The sequence below is a fragment of the Zhenhengia yiwuensis genome, from assembly GCF_014384995.1.
GTDB lineage: Bacteria > Bacillota > Clostridia > Lachnospirales > Cellulosilyticaceae > Zhenhengia > Zhenhengia yiwuensis.
In genome coordinates this window covers 17,951-39,149 of the sequence record NZ_JACRSY010000008.1, presented here as the reverse complement: position 1 = coordinate 39,149, position 21,199 = coordinate 17,951, and the positions used below count along the sequence as shown (strand labels likewise).

At 34.3% G+C, this 21,199-nt stretch carries 24 protein-coding genes; all 24 read left to right on the top strand.

The features are described 5' to 3' along the window. The first annotated feature begins 122 nt into the window (after window positions 1-122). The 24 genes from H8718_RS06325 to H8718_RS06215 all read left to right on the top strand — a co-directional run bounded on the left by H8718_RS06325 (window position 123) and on the right by H8718_RS06215 (window position 21,197). Window positions 123-2,006, top strand: a complete 1,884-nt coding sequence (locus H8718_RS06325; RefSeq protein WP_249332303.1) for a DNA primase family protein — start codon at window positions 123-125, stop codon at window positions 2,004-2,006. 334 nt (window positions 2,007-2,340) lie between these two features. Further along, window positions 2,341-2,787: a sigma-70 RNA polymerase sigma factor region 4 domain-containing protein gene (locus H8718_RS06320; protein ID WP_249332302.1), complete on the top strand. Its 447-nt coding sequence runs from the start codon at window positions 2,341-2,343 to the stop codon at window positions 2,785-2,787. A 339-nt stretch (window positions 2,788-3,126) separates the two neighbouring features. After that, window positions 3,127-3,363 (top strand): HNH endonuclease, encoded by a 237-nt coding sequence (locus H8718_RS21040; protein WP_408646570.1) that lies wholly within the window; start codon window positions 3,127-3,129, stop codon window positions 3,361-3,363. Between the two features lie 137 nt (window positions 3,364-3,500). Then, window positions 3,501-3,908, top strand: coding sequence for a hypothetical protein (locus tag H8718_RS06315; protein ID WP_249332301.1), 408 nt, complete (start codon window positions 3,501-3,503; stop codon window positions 3,906-3,908). Between the two features lie 131 nt (window positions 3,909-4,039). Continuing rightward, window positions 4,040-4,507 carry a phage terminase small subunit P27 family gene (locus H8718_RS06310; RefSeq protein WP_249332300.1) on the top strand — a complete coding sequence of 156 codons (468 nt, stop codon included), beginning with the start codon at window positions 4,040-4,042 and terminating at the stop codon, window positions 4,505-4,507. Continuing rightward, window positions 4,507-6,180: a terminase large subunit gene (locus H8718_RS06305; RefSeq protein WP_249332299.1), complete on the top strand. Its 1,674-nt coding sequence runs from the start codon at window positions 4,507-4,509 to the stop codon at window positions 6,178-6,180. The genes H8718_RS06310 and H8718_RS06305 overlap by 1 nt, the downstream gene beginning before the upstream one ends. A gap of 15 nt (window positions 6,181-6,195) precedes the next feature. Continuing rightward, the gene (locus H8718_RS06300) at window positions 6,196-7,455 is read left to right on the top strand and encodes a phage portal protein (RefSeq protein ID WP_249332298.1); all 1,260 of its coding nucleotides are present in this window, start codon (window positions 6,196-6,198) and stop codon (window positions 7,453-7,455) included. Further along, the gene (locus tag H8718_RS06295) at window positions 7,439-8,041 is read left to right on the top strand and encodes an HK97 family phage prohead protease (RefSeq protein ID WP_249332297.1); all 603 of its coding nucleotides are present in this window, start codon (window positions 7,439-7,441) and stop codon (window positions 8,039-8,041) included. Before H8718_RS06300 ends, H8718_RS06295 begins: the two co-directional genes overlap by 17 nt. A 73-nt stretch (window positions 8,042-8,114) precedes the next feature. Further along, window positions 8,115-9,323, top strand: a complete 1,209-nt coding sequence (locus H8718_RS06290) for a phage major capsid protein (RefSeq protein WP_249332296.1) — start codon at window positions 8,115-8,117, stop codon at window positions 9,321-9,323. Beyond that, window positions 9,323-9,616, top strand: coding sequence for a head-tail connector protein (locus tag H8718_RS06285; protein WP_249332295.1), 294 nt, complete (start codon window positions 9,323-9,325; stop codon window positions 9,614-9,616). Before H8718_RS06290 ends, H8718_RS06285 begins: the two co-directional genes overlap by 1 nt. Before the next feature lie 11 nt (window positions 9,617-9,627). Beyond that, window positions 9,628-9,954, top strand: coding sequence for a phage head closure protein (locus H8718_RS06280; RefSeq protein WP_249332294.1), 327 nt, complete (start codon window positions 9,628-9,630; stop codon window positions 9,952-9,954). A 1-nt stretch (window position 9,955) separates the two neighbouring features. Then, entirely contained in the window at window positions 9,956-10,420 is a 465-nt protein-coding gene (locus tag H8718_RS06275; RefSeq protein ID WP_249332293.1) for an HK97 gp10 family phage protein, read from the top strand. Next, window positions 10,421-10,867 carry a phage tail terminator family protein gene (locus H8718_RS06270; protein WP_249332292.1) on the top strand — a complete coding sequence of 149 codons (447 nt, stop codon included), beginning with the start codon at window positions 10,421-10,423 and terminating at the stop codon, window positions 10,865-10,867. Window positions 10,868-10,879: 12 nt separating this feature from the next. Then, window positions 10,880-11,983 carry a phage tail sheath C-terminal domain-containing protein gene (locus H8718_RS06265; protein WP_249332291.1) on the top strand — a complete coding sequence of 368 codons (1,104 nt, stop codon included), beginning with the start codon at window positions 10,880-10,882 and terminating at the stop codon, window positions 11,981-11,983. 52 nt (window positions 11,984-12,035) lie between these two features. Continuing rightward, the gene (locus H8718_RS06260) at window positions 12,036-12,467 is read left to right on the top strand and encodes a phage tail tube protein (RefSeq protein WP_249332290.1); all 432 of its coding nucleotides are present in this window, start codon (window positions 12,036-12,038) and stop codon (window positions 12,465-12,467) included. A gap of 102 nt (window positions 12,468-12,569) precedes the next feature. Next, window positions 12,570-12,989: a phage tail assembly chaperone gene (locus H8718_RS06255; RefSeq protein ID WP_249332289.1), complete on the top strand. Its 420-nt coding sequence runs from the start codon at window positions 12,570-12,572 to the stop codon at window positions 12,987-12,989. 169 nt (window positions 12,990-13,158) lie between these two features. After that, the gene (locus H8718_RS06250) at window positions 13,159-15,357 is read left to right on the top strand and encodes a phage tail tape measure protein (RefSeq protein ID WP_249332288.1); all 2,199 of its coding nucleotides are present in this window, start codon (window positions 13,159-13,161) and stop codon (window positions 15,355-15,357) included. A gap of 12 nt (window positions 15,358-15,369) precedes the next feature. Further along, window positions 15,370-16,002 (top strand): LysM peptidoglycan-binding domain-containing protein, encoded by a 633-nt coding sequence (locus H8718_RS06245; protein WP_249332287.1) that lies wholly within the window; start codon window positions 15,370-15,372, stop codon window positions 16,000-16,002. Further along, window positions 16,002-16,946 carry an XkdQ/YqbQ family protein gene (locus tag H8718_RS06240; protein WP_249332286.1) on the top strand — a complete coding sequence of 315 codons (945 nt, stop codon included), beginning with the start codon at window positions 16,002-16,004 and terminating at the stop codon, window positions 16,944-16,946. Before H8718_RS06245 ends, H8718_RS06240 begins: the two co-directional genes overlap by 1 nt. Window positions 16,947-16,950: 4 nt before the next feature. Then, window positions 16,951-17,367 (top strand): DUF2577 domain-containing protein, encoded by a 417-nt coding sequence (locus tag H8718_RS06235; RefSeq protein WP_249332285.1) that lies wholly within the window; start codon window positions 16,951-16,953, stop codon window positions 17,365-17,367. Further along, window positions 17,364-17,768 (top strand): DUF2634 domain-containing protein, encoded by a 405-nt coding sequence (locus H8718_RS06230; RefSeq protein ID WP_249332284.1) that lies wholly within the window; start codon window positions 17,364-17,366, stop codon window positions 17,766-17,768. The genes H8718_RS06235 and H8718_RS06230 overlap by 4 nt, the downstream gene beginning before the upstream one ends. After that, window positions 17,761-18,816, top strand: coding sequence for a baseplate J/gp47 family protein (locus H8718_RS06225; RefSeq protein ID WP_249332283.1), 1,056 nt, complete (start codon window positions 17,761-17,763; stop codon window positions 18,814-18,816). The genes H8718_RS06230 and H8718_RS06225 overlap by 8 nt, the downstream gene beginning before the upstream one ends. Continuing rightward, the gene (locus H8718_RS06220) at window positions 18,809-19,312 is read left to right on the top strand and encodes a putative phage tail protein (RefSeq protein ID WP_249332282.1); all 504 of its coding nucleotides are present in this window, start codon (window positions 18,809-18,811) and stop codon (window positions 19,310-19,312) included. Before H8718_RS06225 ends, H8718_RS06220 begins: the two co-directional genes overlap by 8 nt. A gap of 10 nt (window positions 19,313-19,322) precedes the next feature. Continuing rightward, window positions 19,323-21,197, top strand: coding sequence for a phage tail-collar fiber domain-containing protein (locus H8718_RS06215; RefSeq protein WP_249332281.1), 1,875 nt, complete (start codon window positions 19,323-19,325; stop codon window positions 21,195-21,197). Window positions 21,198-21,199 lie beyond the last annotated feature (2 nt).

Genomic DNA, 21,199 nt, shown 5'->3' with positions numbered 1-21,199 from the left:
ATACATGATTATGATTGTAGGTCACTTAATATTGGTGTACAAACCTTTCAGATTAAAACTTGCAAGAAGTGCAAAAGAAAAAAGATAGATTAAGGGAATTTATTTTTAAAGGAGTGTAAACGATGCTGGAAAATATGTTAAAGGGATATATCCCAACATGGAAGAAAGGGAAACTGCCTACAGAAGAAGTTAAAGGGCGTAAAGAATTTTATAGTTTGGATGCAGTAAAACAATTAGATAGTTATGGTGGTGTTTTAGAAGATGATGTAATTATGATTGATGTAGATGATATGGAAGAATCAAATTTGCTTCATAGCATGATTGATGAAATGGGAATATCATGTAATATCATTAAAACCACTAGGGGGAAACACTTCTATTTCCGAAATGTTGAGATTACAAAAGAATGTACTAATAAAACATCATGTGTTGGTATATCTCATATGGATATTAAGCTTGGAATTAATAACCGTATTACACCATTAAAAATAGATGGTGAATATAGAGAAGTTTTACGAGAAGTTGAAGAACTAGACTTTGTACCTAGATGGTTAAAACCCGTAAGGGCAAATGTTGATTTTAAAATGCTGGATGAAGGAAGTGGAAGAAATCAAGCATTATTCAATTACATTCTTACTTTACAACAAACAGGAATGAGTAAAGATGAAGTAAAGGAAACTATAACATTAATTAATAAATATATCCTTAAAGACCCGATAGGAGAAAAGGAACTAGATACAATTCTACGAGACGATGCTTTTATGAAACAATCTTTCTATGATGAACGTGGAAAATTACAGTTTCAATCATTAGCCAATTATTTAAAGCATGAATATAACATTATAAAAATTGATAGCCAGCTACATATTTATCACAAGGGGGTATATGTAAGAGATACTGACGAGATCGAGAGGTTATTAATCAAATATATTACAAACAGTACAAAATCAGCTAGGGCTGAAATGCTTAGATGGTTAGAGTTGGTTTGTGAAGAATATAAGCCAGCAAGTGAAAGATATATTTTATTCAAGAATGGAATATATGACATTTACGAAGATACATTACTTGCACATGACCCGTCAATGATTTTCCAAAATATGATTCCGTGGAACTATAACCCAAATGCAGAAAGTAAATCAGTTGATAAGCTACTGAATAAGGTATCATGTAACGATGAAAATATTAGAGCATTAATAGAAGAAATGTTTGGATTCTGTTTATATAGACGTTCAGAAATTGGCAAGTTCTTCATATTAACGGGTGAAGGTAGTAATGGTAAATCAACAACCCTAGAAATGTTAATTGCTATGTTAGGTGAGGACAACATTTCAAGTATTAGTATGAAGAACCTAACAAAAAGATTCAATGCATTCCATCTACACGGGAAATTAGCCAATGTAGGGGATGATATTAGTGGTGCATTTATTGAGGAATCGGAAGACCTTAAAAAAATGACTATTGGTGAACGTATGACCGTAGAAGAAAAAGGGAAGAATCCTTACATTATTAAACCATACGCAAAGTTAATCTTTAGTGCCAATGATATTCCAAAGGTGAAGGATTCAAGTTTTGGATTTAAGCGTAGGATGATGATTATTCCTTTCAATGCAAAAATACGTCATACTGATTCAGATTTTGACCCAAGAATTAAGGATAAAGTATTAACGACTGAATCTATGGAATACGTTATACTTCTTGCGTTAGAGGGGTTGAAAAGAGTTACCCTTACCAATACATTCACACAGTCGGCAAAGGTTGTGAAGGAATTAGAAGAGTATCACAGAACAAACAATCCTATTTTAGATTTTGTCGAGGAAAAAGAAGGTAGCATTGAAAATAATACTACAAAATATGTGTATAGAATGTACACTCAATGGTGTTATGATAATGGTTACAATCCTTTGACAAGTAGAAGATTTACATTACAACTTAAGACACTATGTAGCTATGCAACTAAGCAAACAAGAATGAATGGTGAAAGGGTTCAAATATATGTGTCTATTTAATTTTGGTACTGTCTATTTTTGAAAAAAAGAAGTTAGACAGCGTTAAAACTAGTAATATCAAGGGATAGGGTTAATTGTATTTATAATTCAGAATTGGAGTACAATAGACACATAAAAGTGCTTTAAACCCTTGAAAATACTAGGGTGTCTATAAACTTGTTAGACAATAAGATTCTTATTATATATATATTAAAAGAAAGACTATATATAAATATATATAAGAAATATATATATATTATAGTCAATAATGATAGACGGCTAAAAGCCTTATATATCAAGGGTTTTAGCGTTTAGTGTCTATAAAGTGGCAACATTTACTTTTTTGAGGTGTGATATGGATAATAATTTATACTGTAAAGTAGAGGGGATGTTATATAGTGTCCCAAAACTAAAGATTGAAATAGATAATTTAAAGATTGATTTAGAAGAATTAATGGAATATGAAGGTATTAGAGGTGCGAGTGATAATGAAAAAGCTGGTAGTCCTACATATGCAATTAATAGTAGTGTAGAAAATGAAGTAGTGAACAGGATGGAAAAACTAGCTGATAAAGAACAAGCCATCATTAGAAAAATTAATAGTAAGGAAAGAGAATTAAAAAGGATCGAAAATGCATTAAGTATTTTAACAGAGGGAGAAAGGTTACTCATTGAATTTTGGTACTTTAAAAGATATACAGTAAATAGAATTTGTGACCTATTAGAGATAAGCGATAGAAGTTTTTCAAGAAGAAGAAAGAACATTATTATAAAACGATTAATACCAATTTTCATGGCTTAAAATAGTCCTAAAATCGTCATAAAATTGTCGTATAAATGGTATTAAAAGTGTCGGGTTAAACATGGTAATATATCAGTATCAAGTTGTAAATATTACATACGACTTGTAATTAGGTTTCCTTATTTCGTTTTACAAAATCGTGCAAGCATCATTAGTAGTGTATGGCTAATGGTGCTATTTTTTATGGGGATAGGGTAGGTGAATTTTATCAAAAAATATTGTTCATGTGGAAAAATAATAAGATTAAATGAAATCTGTAGTTGCAAAAATTACACAAGAAAAATAGATAAGGATAAAAGCCGATTTTATTCCTCTTATGCTTGGAAAAAGCTAAGGAACATGAGAGTAAAAGAACAACCTTATTGTGAAAGATGCTGGTCATTACATAAATTAATTGTGACTGACTGTCTACAGGGTCATCATATATTATCATACAAGCATTACAACCACCTCAAATTAGATTACTTGAACGTGGCTGTCTTATGTAGGACTTGCAACGTACAATTGGGCGATTCTAATGTGCTTGACTGGAAAGTAAGTGAGGAAGTAAGGGAGTATGTGGAGGTAAACAGATAATACCCCCCTTGAGTGCATACCCCTTATCAATCCCACAACCAACACCACGAGTCCACCTCTTTTTACATTTTTTTTTAGAAATGAAAGTATAGATTTTGCCTATATTACACAAAATATTGGTATGGAGGTGATAAGGATTGTTTGTTCGCTATGATGGGACAATTATAAACCTAGATAATATTAGCTATATCAATGTAACCAACACACAGGCTGATTTTTACTGCATGAATGGACTGTTACTAACTTCAGTACCATTGACGAATAAAGAAGATGCTATAAATCTAATCGAAAGTGCAATGTCTTATTCGGGGTTGATTCAAGCAATAGACCGTTTAAAGGATTCCTATGACGGGTTATCAGAGAGGTTTACTGATTGTATGAAGGATTTTGGAGATTTAATAGATAATCTTGGGGTGCAACGCTTAAATTATGCAAGCCTTATGAATGATACAATGGAACAATGGGCTGACATATTAGGGGTTAAACATAAAGTAACCCTTCGTAAAATAGGCGAAAAACAAGAGGAAAATGGTCAAAAATCATAGATTTTGGCTAGTTTTTTATGTTATTTAAAGGTGAAAAAGTAATGAAGAATGGGAAATTACCATGTGGACTATATATATGTACTTTCCTATTCTTTATTACTTTTTTTTATGAAGAAAGGATGGTGAAAAAGATGGCTAGACCTGCAAAGTCTATTTCAATGAAAACTGGTTTAATGACTAAAGAAGAAATTAACGCACGTTTAGAGGGGGAACAAAGATTACGAGGTCAAAGTGATGCATTAAAACCACCATCTTACCTTAGTAATACCCAAAAGAAAATTTTTAAATTCATTCATAAACAATTGGAATCAAGTGGAATACTTGGGAACTTAGATGTTTATGTATTGGCACAGACAGCAATCACAATAGACCGTATACAAGAATGTGAAGCACATATAAATGAAAATGGTTTATTGGGTATTGATGGTAAGCCAAGTTCATCTGTTAAAATCCGTGAATCATACATGAAGGATTTTTTCAGATTATGTAATGAGTTAAGTTTAAGCCCACAATCGAGGGCAAAACTAGCTAATATTAATTTCCAATCTAAGCAAAATGAAGCTGACCCCCTTTTAAGTATTTTAGGAGGTGACGAATAGTGAATTTTATTAAATCTACATTGGGGTATGAATACGCTGTAGATGTTATCAATGGTAAATTCACTACTAATAAGTACATACAAAAAATTTGTAAGAAATTCTTATATGAGATAGACCACCAAGAGGAATTAAACTATTTCTTTTGTGAAGCTACTGCAAAAAAGATTATTGGTATTATGTCCCTAATCAACTTTGCAACTGGTGCTGTAGCTGGTATGAGTTTAAAGGATGCTTGTGTAGGTTATCAGTATTTCTTAATATTAAACATTTTTTGCTGGAAACGTAAGGACAACCCCACAAAAAGAAGATATGAAATTGCTATCTTATGGATTGCTAGAAAGAATAGTAAATCTGTAAATGCTGGTTTAATTATGATTATATTAATGTTCTTAGAGCCTAAATATAGTGAATTTTATCTAGGGGCAAATACCCGTGAACAAGCAAAAATTGTTTATGCCGAAACAAGAAAATTAATTGAATCATCGCCATTTATTCGGGATAAGTTCGACATTAAAAGGGATGTCATAACGTGTAAGTTGAATCAGAATACACTAAAGGCACTTTCTAGTGATTATAACACTACAGACGGGTTACGGGTGTGTGGGGCTTGCATAGATGAAGTAGGGGCTGCTAAAGATGGTGGGCTTATTGAATCTATGACATCGGGTATGTTATCCGTACAAAATAGGCTTTTAATTCTTATTAGTACAAGCTATCCAAACACGCAAAATCCATTCTTGGAGTATACAGAATACGCTAAGAAGGTAATTGATGGACTTGTGGAAGATGAAAAGATGTTTGCTATGCTTTATAGCATGGATGAAAAGGATGAAATGACTGTTGATAACTTTATTAAAGCCAATCCACTACAGGCAGTATTGCCAGAGGGGAAGGAATACTTGGAAAGTGAATATAAAAAAGCCCTTGAAATGGGTGGGGCAAAACTTACCTCATTCAAATGTAAGCATCTTAACTTATGGATGGATGGTGTAGAGGGTGAAATATATATTCCTACTGATGATTTGAAGAAATGTAAGTTGACAGAGCCATTCGATTGGACAGGACAAGAAGTTTATCTTGGAATAGACTTAGCTATGACTACAGACAACTGTTCCGTATCAATGGTTTGTGAACACAACGGAATTGTATATGCTAAGTCATGGGCGTTCATCCCACTAGATAAGATTGAGGAAAAGACTAGACTTGAAAAGGTTGATTATAGAGCAATGATAAGAAATGGTTATTGCTTTTCTTGTGGTGAAGGTGTAGTGGACTATCTATTTATAGAAAACTTCATCATGGAATTAGAGGAAAAGTATGGTGTGTATGTTATGGGTGTAGGGTATGACCGTTACAACTGCATGAGTACGGCACAGAAATTGAATCAAGCTGGATATGAAACTATTGAGATTAAGCAACATTCAAGTATTTTACATAGTCCTACTAAGTTACTAGAAGAATTGATTCTTACAAAGATGTTTGCATATGAACCTAATAGATTACTTGAAATCAACTTTGCTAATGCAAGATGCTTATATGATACAAACTTGAATAGATACGTCAACAAAAGGAAATCAAATGGAAAGATTGATATGGTTGTATCTCTTATAAATGCCATGAAGCTACTGGAAGATGTATTAATTCAAGAAGAATTTACAGTACAAATTATTTAGAAAGGGGGTGAAAACATGGGACTAAGTGATTTTTTAAAAAATAAGAGGGTGCAAGTTGAAGAAATTCCACTAGATACTCTATTGGAAGGTAATAATGAGCCATCCAAGCAAGAAAAGGAAACTAGGGTAGATTATAATACAGCAATAGGTCTACCAGCAGTATATTCAAATGTTGAATTAATAGCTAATGTTATAGCTGGTTTGGAAATTAAGTTATATAAGGAATCAGACGGTAAAATTGAAGAAGTCTTTGGGGACAATAGAACAACTTTACTGAATGATGATACTGGAAATTTAATGACAGGCGATGAACTTAAAAAAGCTATGATTAGGGACTATTTAATTCATGGTGTAACTTATGTATACAAGAATGGACACACTAAAGATATAAAGTCACTTCATTACATACCAGTTCGTGACGTATGTGTATTGATGGATTCTGACCTGATCTTTAGAAATGCAAAGATAAGAATTAGGGAACGTGAATTTTACACAAATAACTTCATCATAGCAACTAAAAACACAGAAAACGGTGTTGAAGGATTTGGAATACTGGATGAATGTAATGTCTTACTTAAACAAGCATTAGATAATCAAATTTATACATCTAATGTTATTAAAAATGGTGGGGTTAAACGTGGAGTGCTACAAAGTCAAAGACGTTTAACACAAACAGCAATTGATGAATTGAAAAAGGCATGGCGTAGACTTTACGCTGGTAATAATGATTGTATTGTATTAAATGAGGGTATCACATATAAGGAACTACAGCAAACATCTAGTGAAATGGAATTAAATAAGAATAAAAAAGAAATTGATATAGACACAGCAAAAGTATTTGGCGTTCCAGTTAATCTATACGATTCAAATATTCCAGAAGACGTTTGGGCGTTATTTATTAAAACAGCCATTATGCCTATTATATTAAAAATTGAAAAAGCCTTGAATAAATCTCTTTTATCACTAGATGAAAAAGGGATTTTTTATTTTGCCTTTGATACTAAGCAAATTAATAAAGGGGACATTGAGAAAAGATTTAAGGCTTATGAAATTGCACTTAAAAACTCATTTATGACCCCAGCCGAGGTTAGATATGAAGAAGATATTCAAGAGGTTGAACATCTTGACTTTATTAAATTCTCACTTGGGGATGTATTATTTAATACAAAAACAGGCAACATATACACCCCTAATATGGATAGCACACATTCCAATGAAAAAGTTGCCACAGATAACTCATTGAAAGGGGGTGAAAATGATGGATATAGAGATTAGAAGTGACGGTTCTATGGTTGTTGAGGGTTACGTTAATGCAGTAGACCGTTTTTCAAGGGAACTTTATGGACACAAAGGTAAATTCATTGAAAAAGTAGAACCTAACGTATTTAAAAGAGCATTAGAAATGGCTGATAGTATTTCAATGCTTTTAAATCACGATTCACGCAGAAAATTAGCTGATACAAAAGACGGTTCACTTGAATTAGTAGAAGATGCTATTGGACTAAGAGCAAGGGCGATTGTTACAGACCCCGAAGTTATTCAAGAGGGTAAAAAAGGGAATCTTAAAGGGTGGTCATTTGGATTTAGAAACTTAAAGGATTCTTGGGAAGAAGACGGGGAAATTCAAAAACGTACCCTACATGATATTGACTTAATGGAAGTATCACTATTAACAATTACACCAGCTTACATTGCAACATCAGTTTCAGTTAGAAGTGAAGAAATCGAAACACGTTCAGTTGAGGATGCACCAAAGACAGCACCTACAACAGAAGAACTTGTAAAAGACAGTCAAAGAGCGTTTGAACAGCAAATGCTGGATATAGATATTTGGCTACTAAAAAATAAAAAATCACATTAAAAAATTAGACCTCATTTTTTGGAGGTCTTTTTTTATACACAAATTTTTATAAAAAAGAAAGAGAGAAATACATATGAACTTAGAAAAATTAATTGAACAACGCACAGCAGTTATTGAAAAATTAGAAGCACTTAAGGCTGTAGCTATGACAGAAACTAGAGCATTTACAGATGATGAAATTGCAAAAGTTGATGGGTACAAAAAAGAAGTAGCACGCTTAGATGCAACTATTAAAGAACTTGAAGAAACACGTTCGTTTGAACCAAAAGCAAAACCACAAGCACCAGCAGAAAAAACAATTGCTGATGAAATCCGTGCTTTAGATGGTACAAAAGAAATTGAAGTTGGTATGATTGAAGTTAGAGGAAATATGGCAAACGTTCATTCAATGACTACAGTACAAGGTTCACAAGCAATTGGAAATGTAGCAAAGAAAACATTTGCTGATACAATCTTAGATAAATTAGCATATATTTCCCCACTTTACGGTGCAATCAGAAAAGAACGCTTTACAAGTGCTAACCACCAAATTCCAGTACAAGCAAATAAACTTGGAAAATTTGTTCCAATGACTGAACTTGCTGACTACGCAAAACAAAGTGCCACATTTGCACCAATCAACCTTGAACCACATAAATTTGGTACAATGATTAGTTTTTCAGAAGAAGTATTAGAAGATGAAGGGTACAATGTTGAAGGTGAACTTATTACACAATTAACAGATGCATATGGAATTACACTTGATGAACTTATTATTAAGGGTGAAGGTGATGTACAAGGTCTTGAATCATTCGGGGTTAAACATGATACATTAGCACCAGCAGACGGTTCAAAAGGTGTAGCTATTGCACAAGCTGGCATTGAAATTGACAACATTATTGATATGTACTATGCACTACCAATCCGTTATCGTCAAACTGCAACATGGGTTATGTCTGATAAAATGGCGTTAGCATTATCAAAAATGAAAGATGCAAATGGGATGCCATTATTAACTCAAAACTATAATGTATCACCATTCGGGGCAACTCATACTGTATTAGGTAGACCAGTAATCATTTCAGAATATGTTTCAAGTACAGGTGAAGAAAATAGTAAAGAAATCTATTTTGGTGACTTAAAGCGTGCATTAATCATTGGTGAAAGACGTTCATTAAAACTTACAAAATCAACAGAATATGGTTTTGTTCGTGACGAAATCGCAATTAAGGCTTCTATTAGATTAGATATTAAACGTGGTCTTGGTGAAGCTATGGTTGTCGGTGTAGTGGCTAACGCTTAATGAAAATAAGTGAAATTAATTTAGATATTGCAAAAGAATATCTAAGACAAGATGATGATTCAGATGATAGAATTATACAATTAATGCTTGATTCTGCAAAATCATATGTTGTCAATTTCACGGGTACAACTATGGAACAGTTAGACGAACAAGAGGACATTTGCCTTGCAGTCCTCTTGTTACTAGCTGAATTTTATGATAACCGAACAATTGCGATTAATGACAAACTAAATCTTAGATTTAATGAAATGCTTGTAAGTTTACTTGGCAGACATTCAATTAATTTACTGTAAGGGGTGATTCAATGCACTTTGATGTAGGTAAATTAAATAAACGAATTTCATTCCTAACCTATGGGGAAAGAGTGAATGAGATTGGTCAAACGGTAAAAGGGGAATTGGTTCATAGAACTGTATGGGCGAGTGTTAGAAAGCTAAGAGGATATGAATTGTCGGTAGCTGAAAGACTAAACCCCGAATCCGTATATCATATCACAACAAGATATTTTAATGATATTTTTGAAGATATGAAGATTGTGTACAATAACAAAAAGTTACATATAACAAATATAGTTGATGTTGACGAGGGGCATTTTGCCCTAGAAATTACTGCAACTGATAAGGGGGAGTAATATGTTTGAAATTAATGGACTAGATACATTAAGTAAAAAACTTGAAGTTCTCGCCAATAATTACCCGAAACAATCAGATGAATTATTGGTTAAGATGGGTAATAAATTTAGGAATCACGTTAAGCAGTTAACTCCCGATAGTGGAAACGCTAATACTAAGCGTAAATTGATGAAATCATATAGAGTAAGTAAGGTTCAAGGGTACGGGTCAGATAGATTTGTTGAATTTAGGTCAACAGCACCCCACTTCCACTTAATAGAACGTGGTCACGATGTTGTAGCACCTAAAAGCCAGCCAAAGAATAAGAAAAGGCGTAGGGTATCCACAGCAAATAGAAAGAAGTATGAAAAAGGTAAATCAAGGGTAGAAGGTAAATATATGGTTAAAAAGACAACCATACAATTCCAAAAAGAATTTCCATCGGATGTTGAAAAGATGGTTAATAAGATGATTAGGAATATATAAATGGTTAGATACTTAGATATTGCAAGAAGTGTAACAAGTACCCTAACAAAAACATTCCCTAAAATTCCCGTGTACGGTGATGAAGTAACAGAAGGTTACAACAAACCGTGCTTTTTTATTGGGCTTTACCCCGTAGATACCACCACGGAAACAAGGCACATAGCTACTACAACTATTTTGATCGTGGTTACATACTTCACTAATGATAAAAACAGCCTTGCAAATTATGACATGATGAATCAATTAAAAAGGGCATTTGGTATAACATTAGAAGTTGGAGAGAGAAAGTTATTAATAGAAAATAGTGAAACTGAAAAAGCAAATGAGGATGGAGATACATTTCAATTTTCTTTTTCAATCAGCTATAAGGAAGTTATTAATGATGTACCAATGGATGATGTGCCGACAGCCAAAGACATAAACTATAGGACTAAATTACATTACTAGAAAGGAAATAACATGGCATTACCAAATATTATAATTAACTTTAAAGAAAAAGCCGTGACTGCAATCAAACGTGGTCAACGTGGTGTGGTTGCGTTAGTAATGACACATAGTAGAGAAGGTGCTACACAAAGTATCTATGAATATAGAGGTTTTGGAGATGTGCCAGCAGGTACAGACACAGCAACAGAAGAAGCACCATTTACAAAAGAACAATACCTATTAATTCAGCTTGCATTTATGGGTTATGTTACACCACCAAAGAAACTAATCGTTGTTATGCGTGGTCAAGAGGATGTAGAAAACTATACAAATGTACAAACTGCATTATCTACGCTTGCATTTGATTATTTAGCATTTCCAGAAATTGAAGGAAAAGACGTTGCTACAGTAAATACATGGTTCAAAGGACTAGATAAGAAAGCAACTATTGTATTACCTAATGTAGTGGGTGGGGATAGTGAAAAAGTTGTTAACTTCACAACAGAAAACATTGTAACAACATTAAAAGATTCAGCTTTTACAACAGCAGAATATACAGCACGTATTGCTGGTCTATTAGCTGGTACACCACTTACAATTAGTGCCACCTACGCACCACTTGCAGAAGTTGTTGACTTTACAAGATTATCAAAAGAGGATATGGACACAGCCATTGATAATGGTGAACTTGTTTTATATCACGATGGGACAAAAGCTAAAATTGCTAGAGGTGTAAACAGCTTCACAACAACTATTGTAGATAAGGGAGATTCATTCAAGAAAATTAAACTTGTGGATGCTATGAACATGATGTACATGGATATTAAAAAGACTTGTGAGGATTCATATATTGGTAAATATCCAAATAGCTATGACAGTAAATGTATTCTTATTACTGCAATTCAAGCATACATTGATGGTTTAGTATACGACAACATTCTTGATAACTCATACGAGAATAGAGTGGAAATTGATGTTGAACGCCAAAGAATCTATTTAAAATCTATTGGTGTAGATGTAGAGGAAATGGATGATTTAGCTATTAAAAAAGCTAATACCCGTGACCAAGTATTCTTAGTAATGAATGTTAAGTTACTTGATGCATTAGAAGATATTACATTAAATGTAAATATTTAAGGACTGGTAAAAATACCAGTCCATTTTTTATACAACTTAGGGAGGACAAAATATGAATAAATTTCAAGCACAACAAGTGATGAATGGTACATTTGGGGAATTGTGGGTTGATGGTGACTACATGGCAGAGGTTACGGCTTTTGAAGCTAAAGTGAGCCTTGATATGACGGATGTTAATATGTCCCGTAGACTTGCAAAAGCACAAAAAGTAACAGGGTACTCTTGCAGTGGTTCAGTAACACTCAATAAGGTATCATCTTACTTTATTAAAAAATTAAATGAGAACATGAAACAGGGAAAACAGACAGTTTGCACAATCATTTCAAAATTAGATGACCCCGATGCAATCGGTTCTGAACGCATTGTGATTAAAGATGCAGTATTCAGCGAGTTAACACTTGCCAACTGGTCAGCTAAATCATTAGGTGAGGAACAATTACCATTTTCATTCAGCGAGTGGGATATTTTAGATACTGCTGAATAGTAGTTGATAAAAACATACAAATTTAAAAGCATCCTTATAAATGGGATGCTTATCTTATTAAAAACGCAAAAAAATAACAAGATAACAAGGAGAAATTACAATATGTCTTTAATTGATAAACTTTTACAAATGGATTCAAAAACGATCACAGAAATGCCAAAGAAAGAAATTGAAATTCCAAGACTTTCTAAACTTATGGGGGAAAAATTTAAAATCACTTGTCAAGCTATTGACGGCGAAAGATATGCAGACATTCAAAAGTCAGCTATTGATTTAACTAAAAAAGGTGGGGTTCGTGACATTAATCTTTTTGATATGCAAGTATTAACAATTATTGATGGTGTAATAGAACCTAGTCTTAAAGATAAAAAACTTATGAAACATTTTGGATGTGTTACACCTAAAGAATTAGCTAAAAAATTATTCTTAGCTGGTGAAATTGCTGACATTTCAAATACTATTCAAGAATTATCGGGTTATGACAAATCAGAAGATGATGAGGAAGAGGTAAAAAAGCAATAGAAAATGATTGGGAAATGCAACTAATGTACTTAATGTTTAAGTACAAAAGTATGTTGCCTTCACAATTTTATAAACTCCCCTATGGTGAAAAACGCATCCTATTATGTTTTATGAAACGTGAGATTGAAGAACGAAACGAGGAAATGAAACAGATGTACGGGGGTGAATAATGGCAAATATAATTGATGCAGTAATTAGACTTAAAGACCAATTCACACCAGTTTTAAATACTGTTCAAGGTGGTATGACTAAATACACTAGACAGGCACAAAGATTATCAAAAGATGTTGATAAGATTGGTAAGAGTATCGAGGGTGCTGGAACTAAAATGGCTACGGGGTTAACCCTACCAATGACGGCTATTGCAACAAGTAGTGTTATGGTTCAAAAAGACTTTTCAGCATCTATGAGTAAAGTTGCAACCTTAGCTGGTGCTACTGATGCACAACTACAACGCCTATCAGAACACGCTAAGTTGTTGGGTGAGGAAACGGCATGGTCAGCATCCCAAGTTGGCGATGCTATGCAGTACATGGCATTGGCTGGTTGGGATGCTGACCAAATGATAGAGGGTACGGCTGGAATACTTAACGCTGCAAGTTTTACGGGTGAAGATTTGGCAATGGTTACGGACATTATTACCGACAGTTTAAGTGCATTTGGTTTGCTTGCTGGTGAATCATCACGCATGGCTGACGTACTAGCAAGTACAGCAACAAATTCAAATACAACTATTGGTATGATGGGTGAAGCGTTTACATACGTTGGGTCTGTAGCTGGTGCTTTTAATTACACTATTGAAGATACAGCACTTGCTATTGGTCTTATGGCTAATAGTGGTATTAAAGCATCCCAAGCTGGTACAGCATTGAGAAAGATTATGACAGAAACAGTTGGTGCTATAGAACTTAGTGGTAAACAGTTGGGGAAATATGTAATTGAAACAACAAATGCCGATGGTTCTATGGTTTCATTTAAAGAAACTATTCTTGAACTAAGAAAAGCCTTTAATCAAATGACTGAAGCTGAAAAAGCAATGAATGCTGAAGCTATTGCTGGAAAAACTGGAATGGCTGGTCTATTAGCCATTGTTAATGCTAGTGAAGAAGAATTTATGAAGTTATCAAACGCCATTGATACATCCAAAGGTAGTGCCGAGAAAATGAGTAACAGGATGCTTGATAACTTAGCTGGTGACTGGACAATGTTAGGGAGTAAGCTAGAGGGCATTCAAATGATTATAGGTGATAAGCTAGAGCCTAAACTAAGAAGCGTGGCACAATGGGCTATGAAACTAGCTGATAAGTTCCTAAAACTAGATGCAAGTACACAAGGTACAATCTTGAAAATTGGTGGTATGGTTGCTGTCATGCCCCTAATGGTGATTGCATTTGGTAAGGTAATTAGGATGGTAGGAAGTGGTATTAAAATGTATGGTGACTTTGGGCGTAAAGTATCACAAACTGGTGGTATTGTCAAAGCACTATCTAGTATCATTTTAAGTCCAGCAAATAAGATTGTCTTTGCAATTACAGCTATTGCATTAGTGGCTGGTTTGGTCATTAAGTATTGGGAGCCAATAACAGCATTTTTCAAAGGGGTTTGGGATAAAATCAAATCATACTTAGAGGGGCTAGGCTTAGACTTTGAAGCATTGAAGCAAGCATGGACTAATGTCGTAGATATTATTAGTGGTCTTTGTTCTGTATTGTGGAGTGTATTCAGTTCACTTTGGAATGAGTTTCTAAAGCCAATCTTATTTGGTATCATTGGTGGATTCTTTGTTATGGTGAACGCCGTTGGTGGCTTATTGGGTGGCTGGATAACAGGCATTGCAGACGTTATTAATGGCGTGGTTGATATTTTCAATGGTCTAGTGGACTTTATCGCTGGTGTATTTACTGGTAATTGGGCGAGAGCATGGGAGGGTGTTAAAAACATCTTTACAGGAATCTTTGAGGGAATCAAAGGTATTGCTAAAGGTACTATTAATGGAATTATAGGTTTTATTAATGGTGGTATTCGTGGAATTAACAAAATCGGGTCATTTATCGGTTTTGAGGGTAAAGATGGAAATGGTGTAATTCCCGAAATTCCAAAACTTTATACTGGTACTGATAATTGGCGTGGTGGTACGGCTATGATTCACGATAAAGGGGCAGAAATTGTTGACTTACCAAAAGGAACAAGAGTATATCCACATGATGAATCTATGAGAATGGCATATCAAGATGGCAAGAAATCAGCAAAAGGTTTTAGCCTTGAAAAATTGGCTGACACAATCATTGTCCATGAGGATGCAGACATTGACAGAATAGCAAATGCCCTTTATAACAAATTCCAAAAACAAGCATTAAATATGGCATAAGGGAGGTATAACATGGATTATTATTTATCTTTTAATAACAACGAGGATAGGCTACAACTACCAGTTATACCATCCTCATTTGAAATAACATTACCAAACCAAAATACTACGGTTAATATAAATAGTATTGGTGAAATAAATCTAATTGGAAAAGCTGGACTTGCATCTATTAGCATATCCAGCTTTTTCCCTAATCAAGAGTATTCTTTTTGTTTATATAAGGGATTCCCAAAACCTAGTGAATTTATAAAATACATTCTTAAATGGAAAGAAAGTGGTAAGCCTATTAGATTGATCGTAACAGGCACACCAATTAATTATGCTATGGCTATTGAATCATTCACCTACGGGGAACAGGATGGAACAGGTGACGTATATTTCACACTAGAATTAAAAGAGTATCGTTTTATTAAAACAAGTACAGTTACCCAAACTACAACAAAGAATGGAACTACTGTTTCAACACCAAGCACTAAAAGGGAAACTAAGGAAGTTGGTGGGACTTATATTGTTAAAGCTGGTGATACATTGTGGACTATTGCAAAGAAAATGACGGGCAATGGTGAAAACTATAAAGCGATTGCAAAGAAGAATAATATAAAAGACCCTAATAAAATTTCAGTTGGTCAAAAGTTGGTGATTTAATGCCTATTATATTATTGAAACATGGCGATATAAAGCAAAATATAAGTGACCTAGTAGGAACTATTACATGGAGTGGTAGCAAGAATGAAGTTTCAAGAACCTTACAATTTGAGGTACTTCATCCTAAACATGATTACTACGCCCCAAGAGTTCAACCAAAACTGGGTGATATAATTCAGCTACTAACAGATGATGGTTCAGAAATTTTTAGAGGGAAAGTATTTTATTCAGAACAAGTTTCAGAGCAAGGGACAATACAAGTTACTTGCTATGATGATGCCATTAGACTTTCAAAAAGCAAGGGTACATTTAACTTTAAAAATGCAACGGCTGAATCAATAGCTAGGCGAGTGTGCGAAGAAATAAATTTACAAGTTGGAGAACTAGCACCAACAAGCATCCCTCAAAAGATGATTGTACAGGGTGGGGGATTGTATCAAACCCTAACAGATGCCTATAAAGGTGCTAGTCTACAAAATGGAAAAAGATATTTGCCTATTATGATGCAAGGGCGTTTAAATGTCATAGAAGTTGGTGCAATAGTTATAGATTATGTGTTAAATGATGCAATCAATATTATTTCTAGTTCATTTACTGAAAGTGCTGACAGTATCATAAATAAGGTTAAAATCTATGACGAAAATGATAAGTTCCTAGATGAAGTAGGTAATAAAGAATCTATGAATTTATTCGGGATATTCCAAGATACATATACAAAAGAAAAAGATAAACAGGCTAGGGCAGTAGCCACAAATATGTTGAAATCCGTTGAGTATTCGGTGGATGTTACAGCAATAGGAAATGTGAAGTGTATAACAGGATTTAATATAAAAGTTGAAGATTCTACAACTGGTGTTGTTGGTGTATTTGAAATTAGTTCAGACACGCATACATGGTCTAATGGTCAGTATGAAGTCAACTTACAATTAATTTATAAGGGGTGATAAAATGGAGAATCCATACGCTGGACTTTTAAACTTGATGCAAGAACAGGGAAAAAAATACAATCCACCTACAATATCCATTGGTACAGTCATTAGTACATCCCCCTTAACTATTAAGACGGGAGACTTGATTCTTGAACAAGAGGACTTACTAGTAAATTATGAGTTAACAAGTTCTTATGAAAGAACTTGTAACGTGACAATAAATGGAACATTGTCAAGTTCAACAGCAAGTGCTAGTGGTGGTAGTGGAGAGGCTTCATTTGCCAGCCATTCACATTCAATTAACGCACAAGCAACGCTGAATGGTGATATGAAAATGAGTGGTGAAACTACTCTAAAAGTTAATGACTTAGTTGTATTACTTCCTACTGAAAACAGGCAAATATATGTGGTATTCGTAAAGGTGGTGAATTTATGATTTTTATTCCATTCATGCAAGATAAAGAAATAGTTGTTGGGTCAATTCCAAAACACTACCCAAGAGAATATGCCTTTGACTTTAAAACTGGTGAAATGACAGGGTTAATTGTTGAGGGAATAGATGCAGTAAAGGTTTGGATATATAAAGCACTTAAAACCAGCCGATACACATATGACATTTATTCATGGGACTATGGGGAAGAATTGGAAGAACTCATTGGAAAAGGTTATGAAAAAGGTTTTATTGATAGTGAGGTTGAAAGAATCATTACCGATACATTGACAATTCACCCGAACATAAGCCGTTGTTATAACTTTGATATAACTTTTAAGGATTCCCACCTAACAGCGAGTTTCACAGTTGATACAGATTTTGGGGAGGTTGATATAAATGTATAACTTAACTTATGAGGAATTGTTACAAAGAGCATTGGACAGGGTGACAGCCACAGTTGATAAAACAGAGGGTTCTTTTATCTATGATGCTATTGCACCAACGATTGTTGAGTTACACCAATGCTATTTGTACATAAATGAGCTAGAAAATAAGGTTTATGCAGATACAGCACAAGGGGAATACCTTGAAAGAAGGACTGCTGAACGTGGTATTAACAGGAAAAATGCTGTAAATGCCATTAGAACTATTACTTTTAATGCAGATGTACCAATTGGAAGTAGATGGGGTAAAGAAGATTTAATATATACGGTGCAATATCGCACCAAAAAGAATCAATTTGGTGCAATTTGTAACCAAGCTGGTTCAATCGGTAACCGATACACAGGAAGTATGATTAATATTGATTCAATTAGTGGTATAAATGATGCACAATTGGGTGAAATTGTCGTTGCTGGTGCAGAAAGTGAAACAGATGAACAATTAAGAGAAAGATTTTTTAACAGTTTTAATGATGATGCTTTTGGTGGAAATGTACAAGATTATAAAAATAAAGTTAGTGCATTGGAAGGTGTAGGGTCGGTTAAAGTTTATCCAACTTGGAATGGTGCTGGAACTGTTAAGCTGGTGTTACTAGGTAATGATGGTTCAGTCCCTAATGATGAATTAATACGAAAGGTACAAACCCAAGTTGACCCAACACAAAATGCTGGTGAGGGTCTAGGGATTGCCCCAATTGGTCATATGGTTACAGTCAAGCCAGCTAAAAGTGTACAAGTGAATATTGAACTAAACTTAACATTTAAGAGTGGCTTTAGCTGGTCTAATGTAGAATCTAGTGTAAGGGAAGTTATTACCACATACTTGGAGGAATTGAGAAAAGAATGGGCTACTGTAAATAATGTAATTGTTAGGATAGCACATATAGAATCAAGAATATTGAATATTGCTGGTATTGAAGACATTAGCAATACCACTATCAATGGGGAAACTAATAACTTATCACTTACAGATGAAGAAGTGCCAGTTGTGGGGGATATTACAAATGGCTAGATTAAGTAAGCACCTACCACAACACGTATATAACATTAGAGAGTTCGGGGATATTGATAAATCTATCAGCCCCGAACTTGATAATTTAGATAAGTTTTCAAAGGAAGTTGAAGATAATCAATTCATTCAAACAGCCCGTGATCGTGGTCTAACTAGGTATGAAAAAATGTTTAAATTACCTACAGATAATGACATAGAGATTAGGAGAGTGAATCTTTTAAACCTATATAATACTAAGGCTAATTATACTCATAGATGGTTAAGACAATACTTAACAACATTAGTTGGTGAAAGTGAGTATCTGGTATTACTAAATGGGTTTTCACTTACTGTTAGTATCTCAACGGGTAAAGCACATCTAAGAGATAAGATTTTTGAAGACCTTAGAAATAAAATTCCAGCTAATATTGCACTAACTGTAAATTTATTAGCTTCACATGATATGGACATTTATACGGGATTCATCCATAGAACGATGGATAAATTCAACTATTAAGGGGGTAACAATGAGCGTATTTACTAATAAAACAATCACAAATGCTGGTATGAACCTAATCGCACAAGGTATGGCTGGTGGTTCTATCACATTTAAAAATATTTTGCTAGGTTCGGGTACATTTACAGGACAGGACTTAGCAAACCAAACGGCATTGGTAAAAGTTGAAAATACATTACCAATCACGGGTGTTAATAGAAATGGGTCAACTGTCAGCCTAACGACTACACTTACACCACAACAAATCCAAAGTGATTATGCATGGTCTGAATTAGGTGTCATTGCAGAAGGGGAAACTGGTGGAGAGATTCTATACTTATATGGTCACACCACACAGACTTCTATCATTTCAAGAAATGGACTTGATGAAAAGATTATACAAGTAACCTTGCTTGTTTCTAATGTACAGAATGTAACAGCTACCATTGATAGTTCATTGGTGTACTTAACACAAGCTGAATTAGATAATCATAATGAGGGAGAAGATTCACACGCTGATATTAGACAAGAGTTAGCAAGGCTAAATGAGCAAATGGAAGCGATAGATATTTCTTGGGATTCCGTAAATGGAAAACCACAAAAATTCCCACCAGAAGAACATACTCACCACGATAGATATTTGCAACTTAGTGGTGGGGAAGTTCACGGTAACATTGAATTTAAAGGTATTAGAAGCCTAGTTTGGGATGTTGGTAGACCCGAAAAAACTAATGTTTTTTGGAACGCAAGTACGACAAATGATTTTGGGCTGATGTATCGAGTGGATGGGGTTGATAGTTTCATTATTAACAAACAAGCTAGACCACAAGTATATTTAGATGGTGCATGGTATACAACTGCAATAGAACAAGATTTAGCAAATAAAGGGCTTGGAACAACTAGTGCTAATTTACCAAGTGGGACTAATTTAGATGATGTTATTAATAATGGCTTTTACATGGTTAGTAACCCTAACAATGCACCGATTACAAATGGCTCCTATTGGTGGTATATTGATGTTAAAAATCACAATGGACAATATATACTTCAAAAGGCTACATGGTTAAATCCACATGGTGCTATTACACACGCTTGTACAGAATGGACTAGGATTAGAAATGGTGCAAGTTGGGGGAAATGGTGTCCTAATACTGCAACTGTACATACTATTGAATACGGGGTTGATTTTAATAGTATAACATTAGCTGGTACATATTTATTCCCACTAAATGTAAATGCACAAGCGTGTCCAAATGTACCAACACATGAAGCTGGGGTATTAGAGGTTATTCCAGTTGTTGGACAAGCAAATGAGGGTTGTGTATTGCACAGATATACTACATTTTCACATTGTGTTGTTTATCAACGTAGAAAATACGAAAACGCATGGTCGGCATGGGTTAAAAACCCAACTGCAAATGATTTAGATAGTTTAAAGCAATCTGTCAGTAATGGGAAAAATGCAATCGCTTCCGCCATTACTGCAAAAGGTGTTTCAGCAAGTGGAAGCGATAGTCATAGCGTACTTGCCAATAAAATTGGTCAAATTCCCGTAGGACCAAACTCCACTAGAAAAGATGCAATAGCTGATAAAATTTACCTATCACTATATTATAATATCCACGATGATGGTCTAGGAACGGACACATTTAAGGAATTCATTACACCCACAAGTGGTTGGAAAGTTGGGACAGAATTTAATTCCTCTACATATAAATATGTAATTGGCGATGCCCTACAATTAGATACTACAAATGGACAAGCTGTACAGGTTGGGCGTGCTGAAAGTGTAAATAACTTAACAGTTCGAGTGTGGCGTATAGTAAGTGGTAAGGTTAGTATAAAAAGTCACAATTATAGTAGTTTCTATGTGACACACGCACAGTATAATAAATTATTTAGTTAATC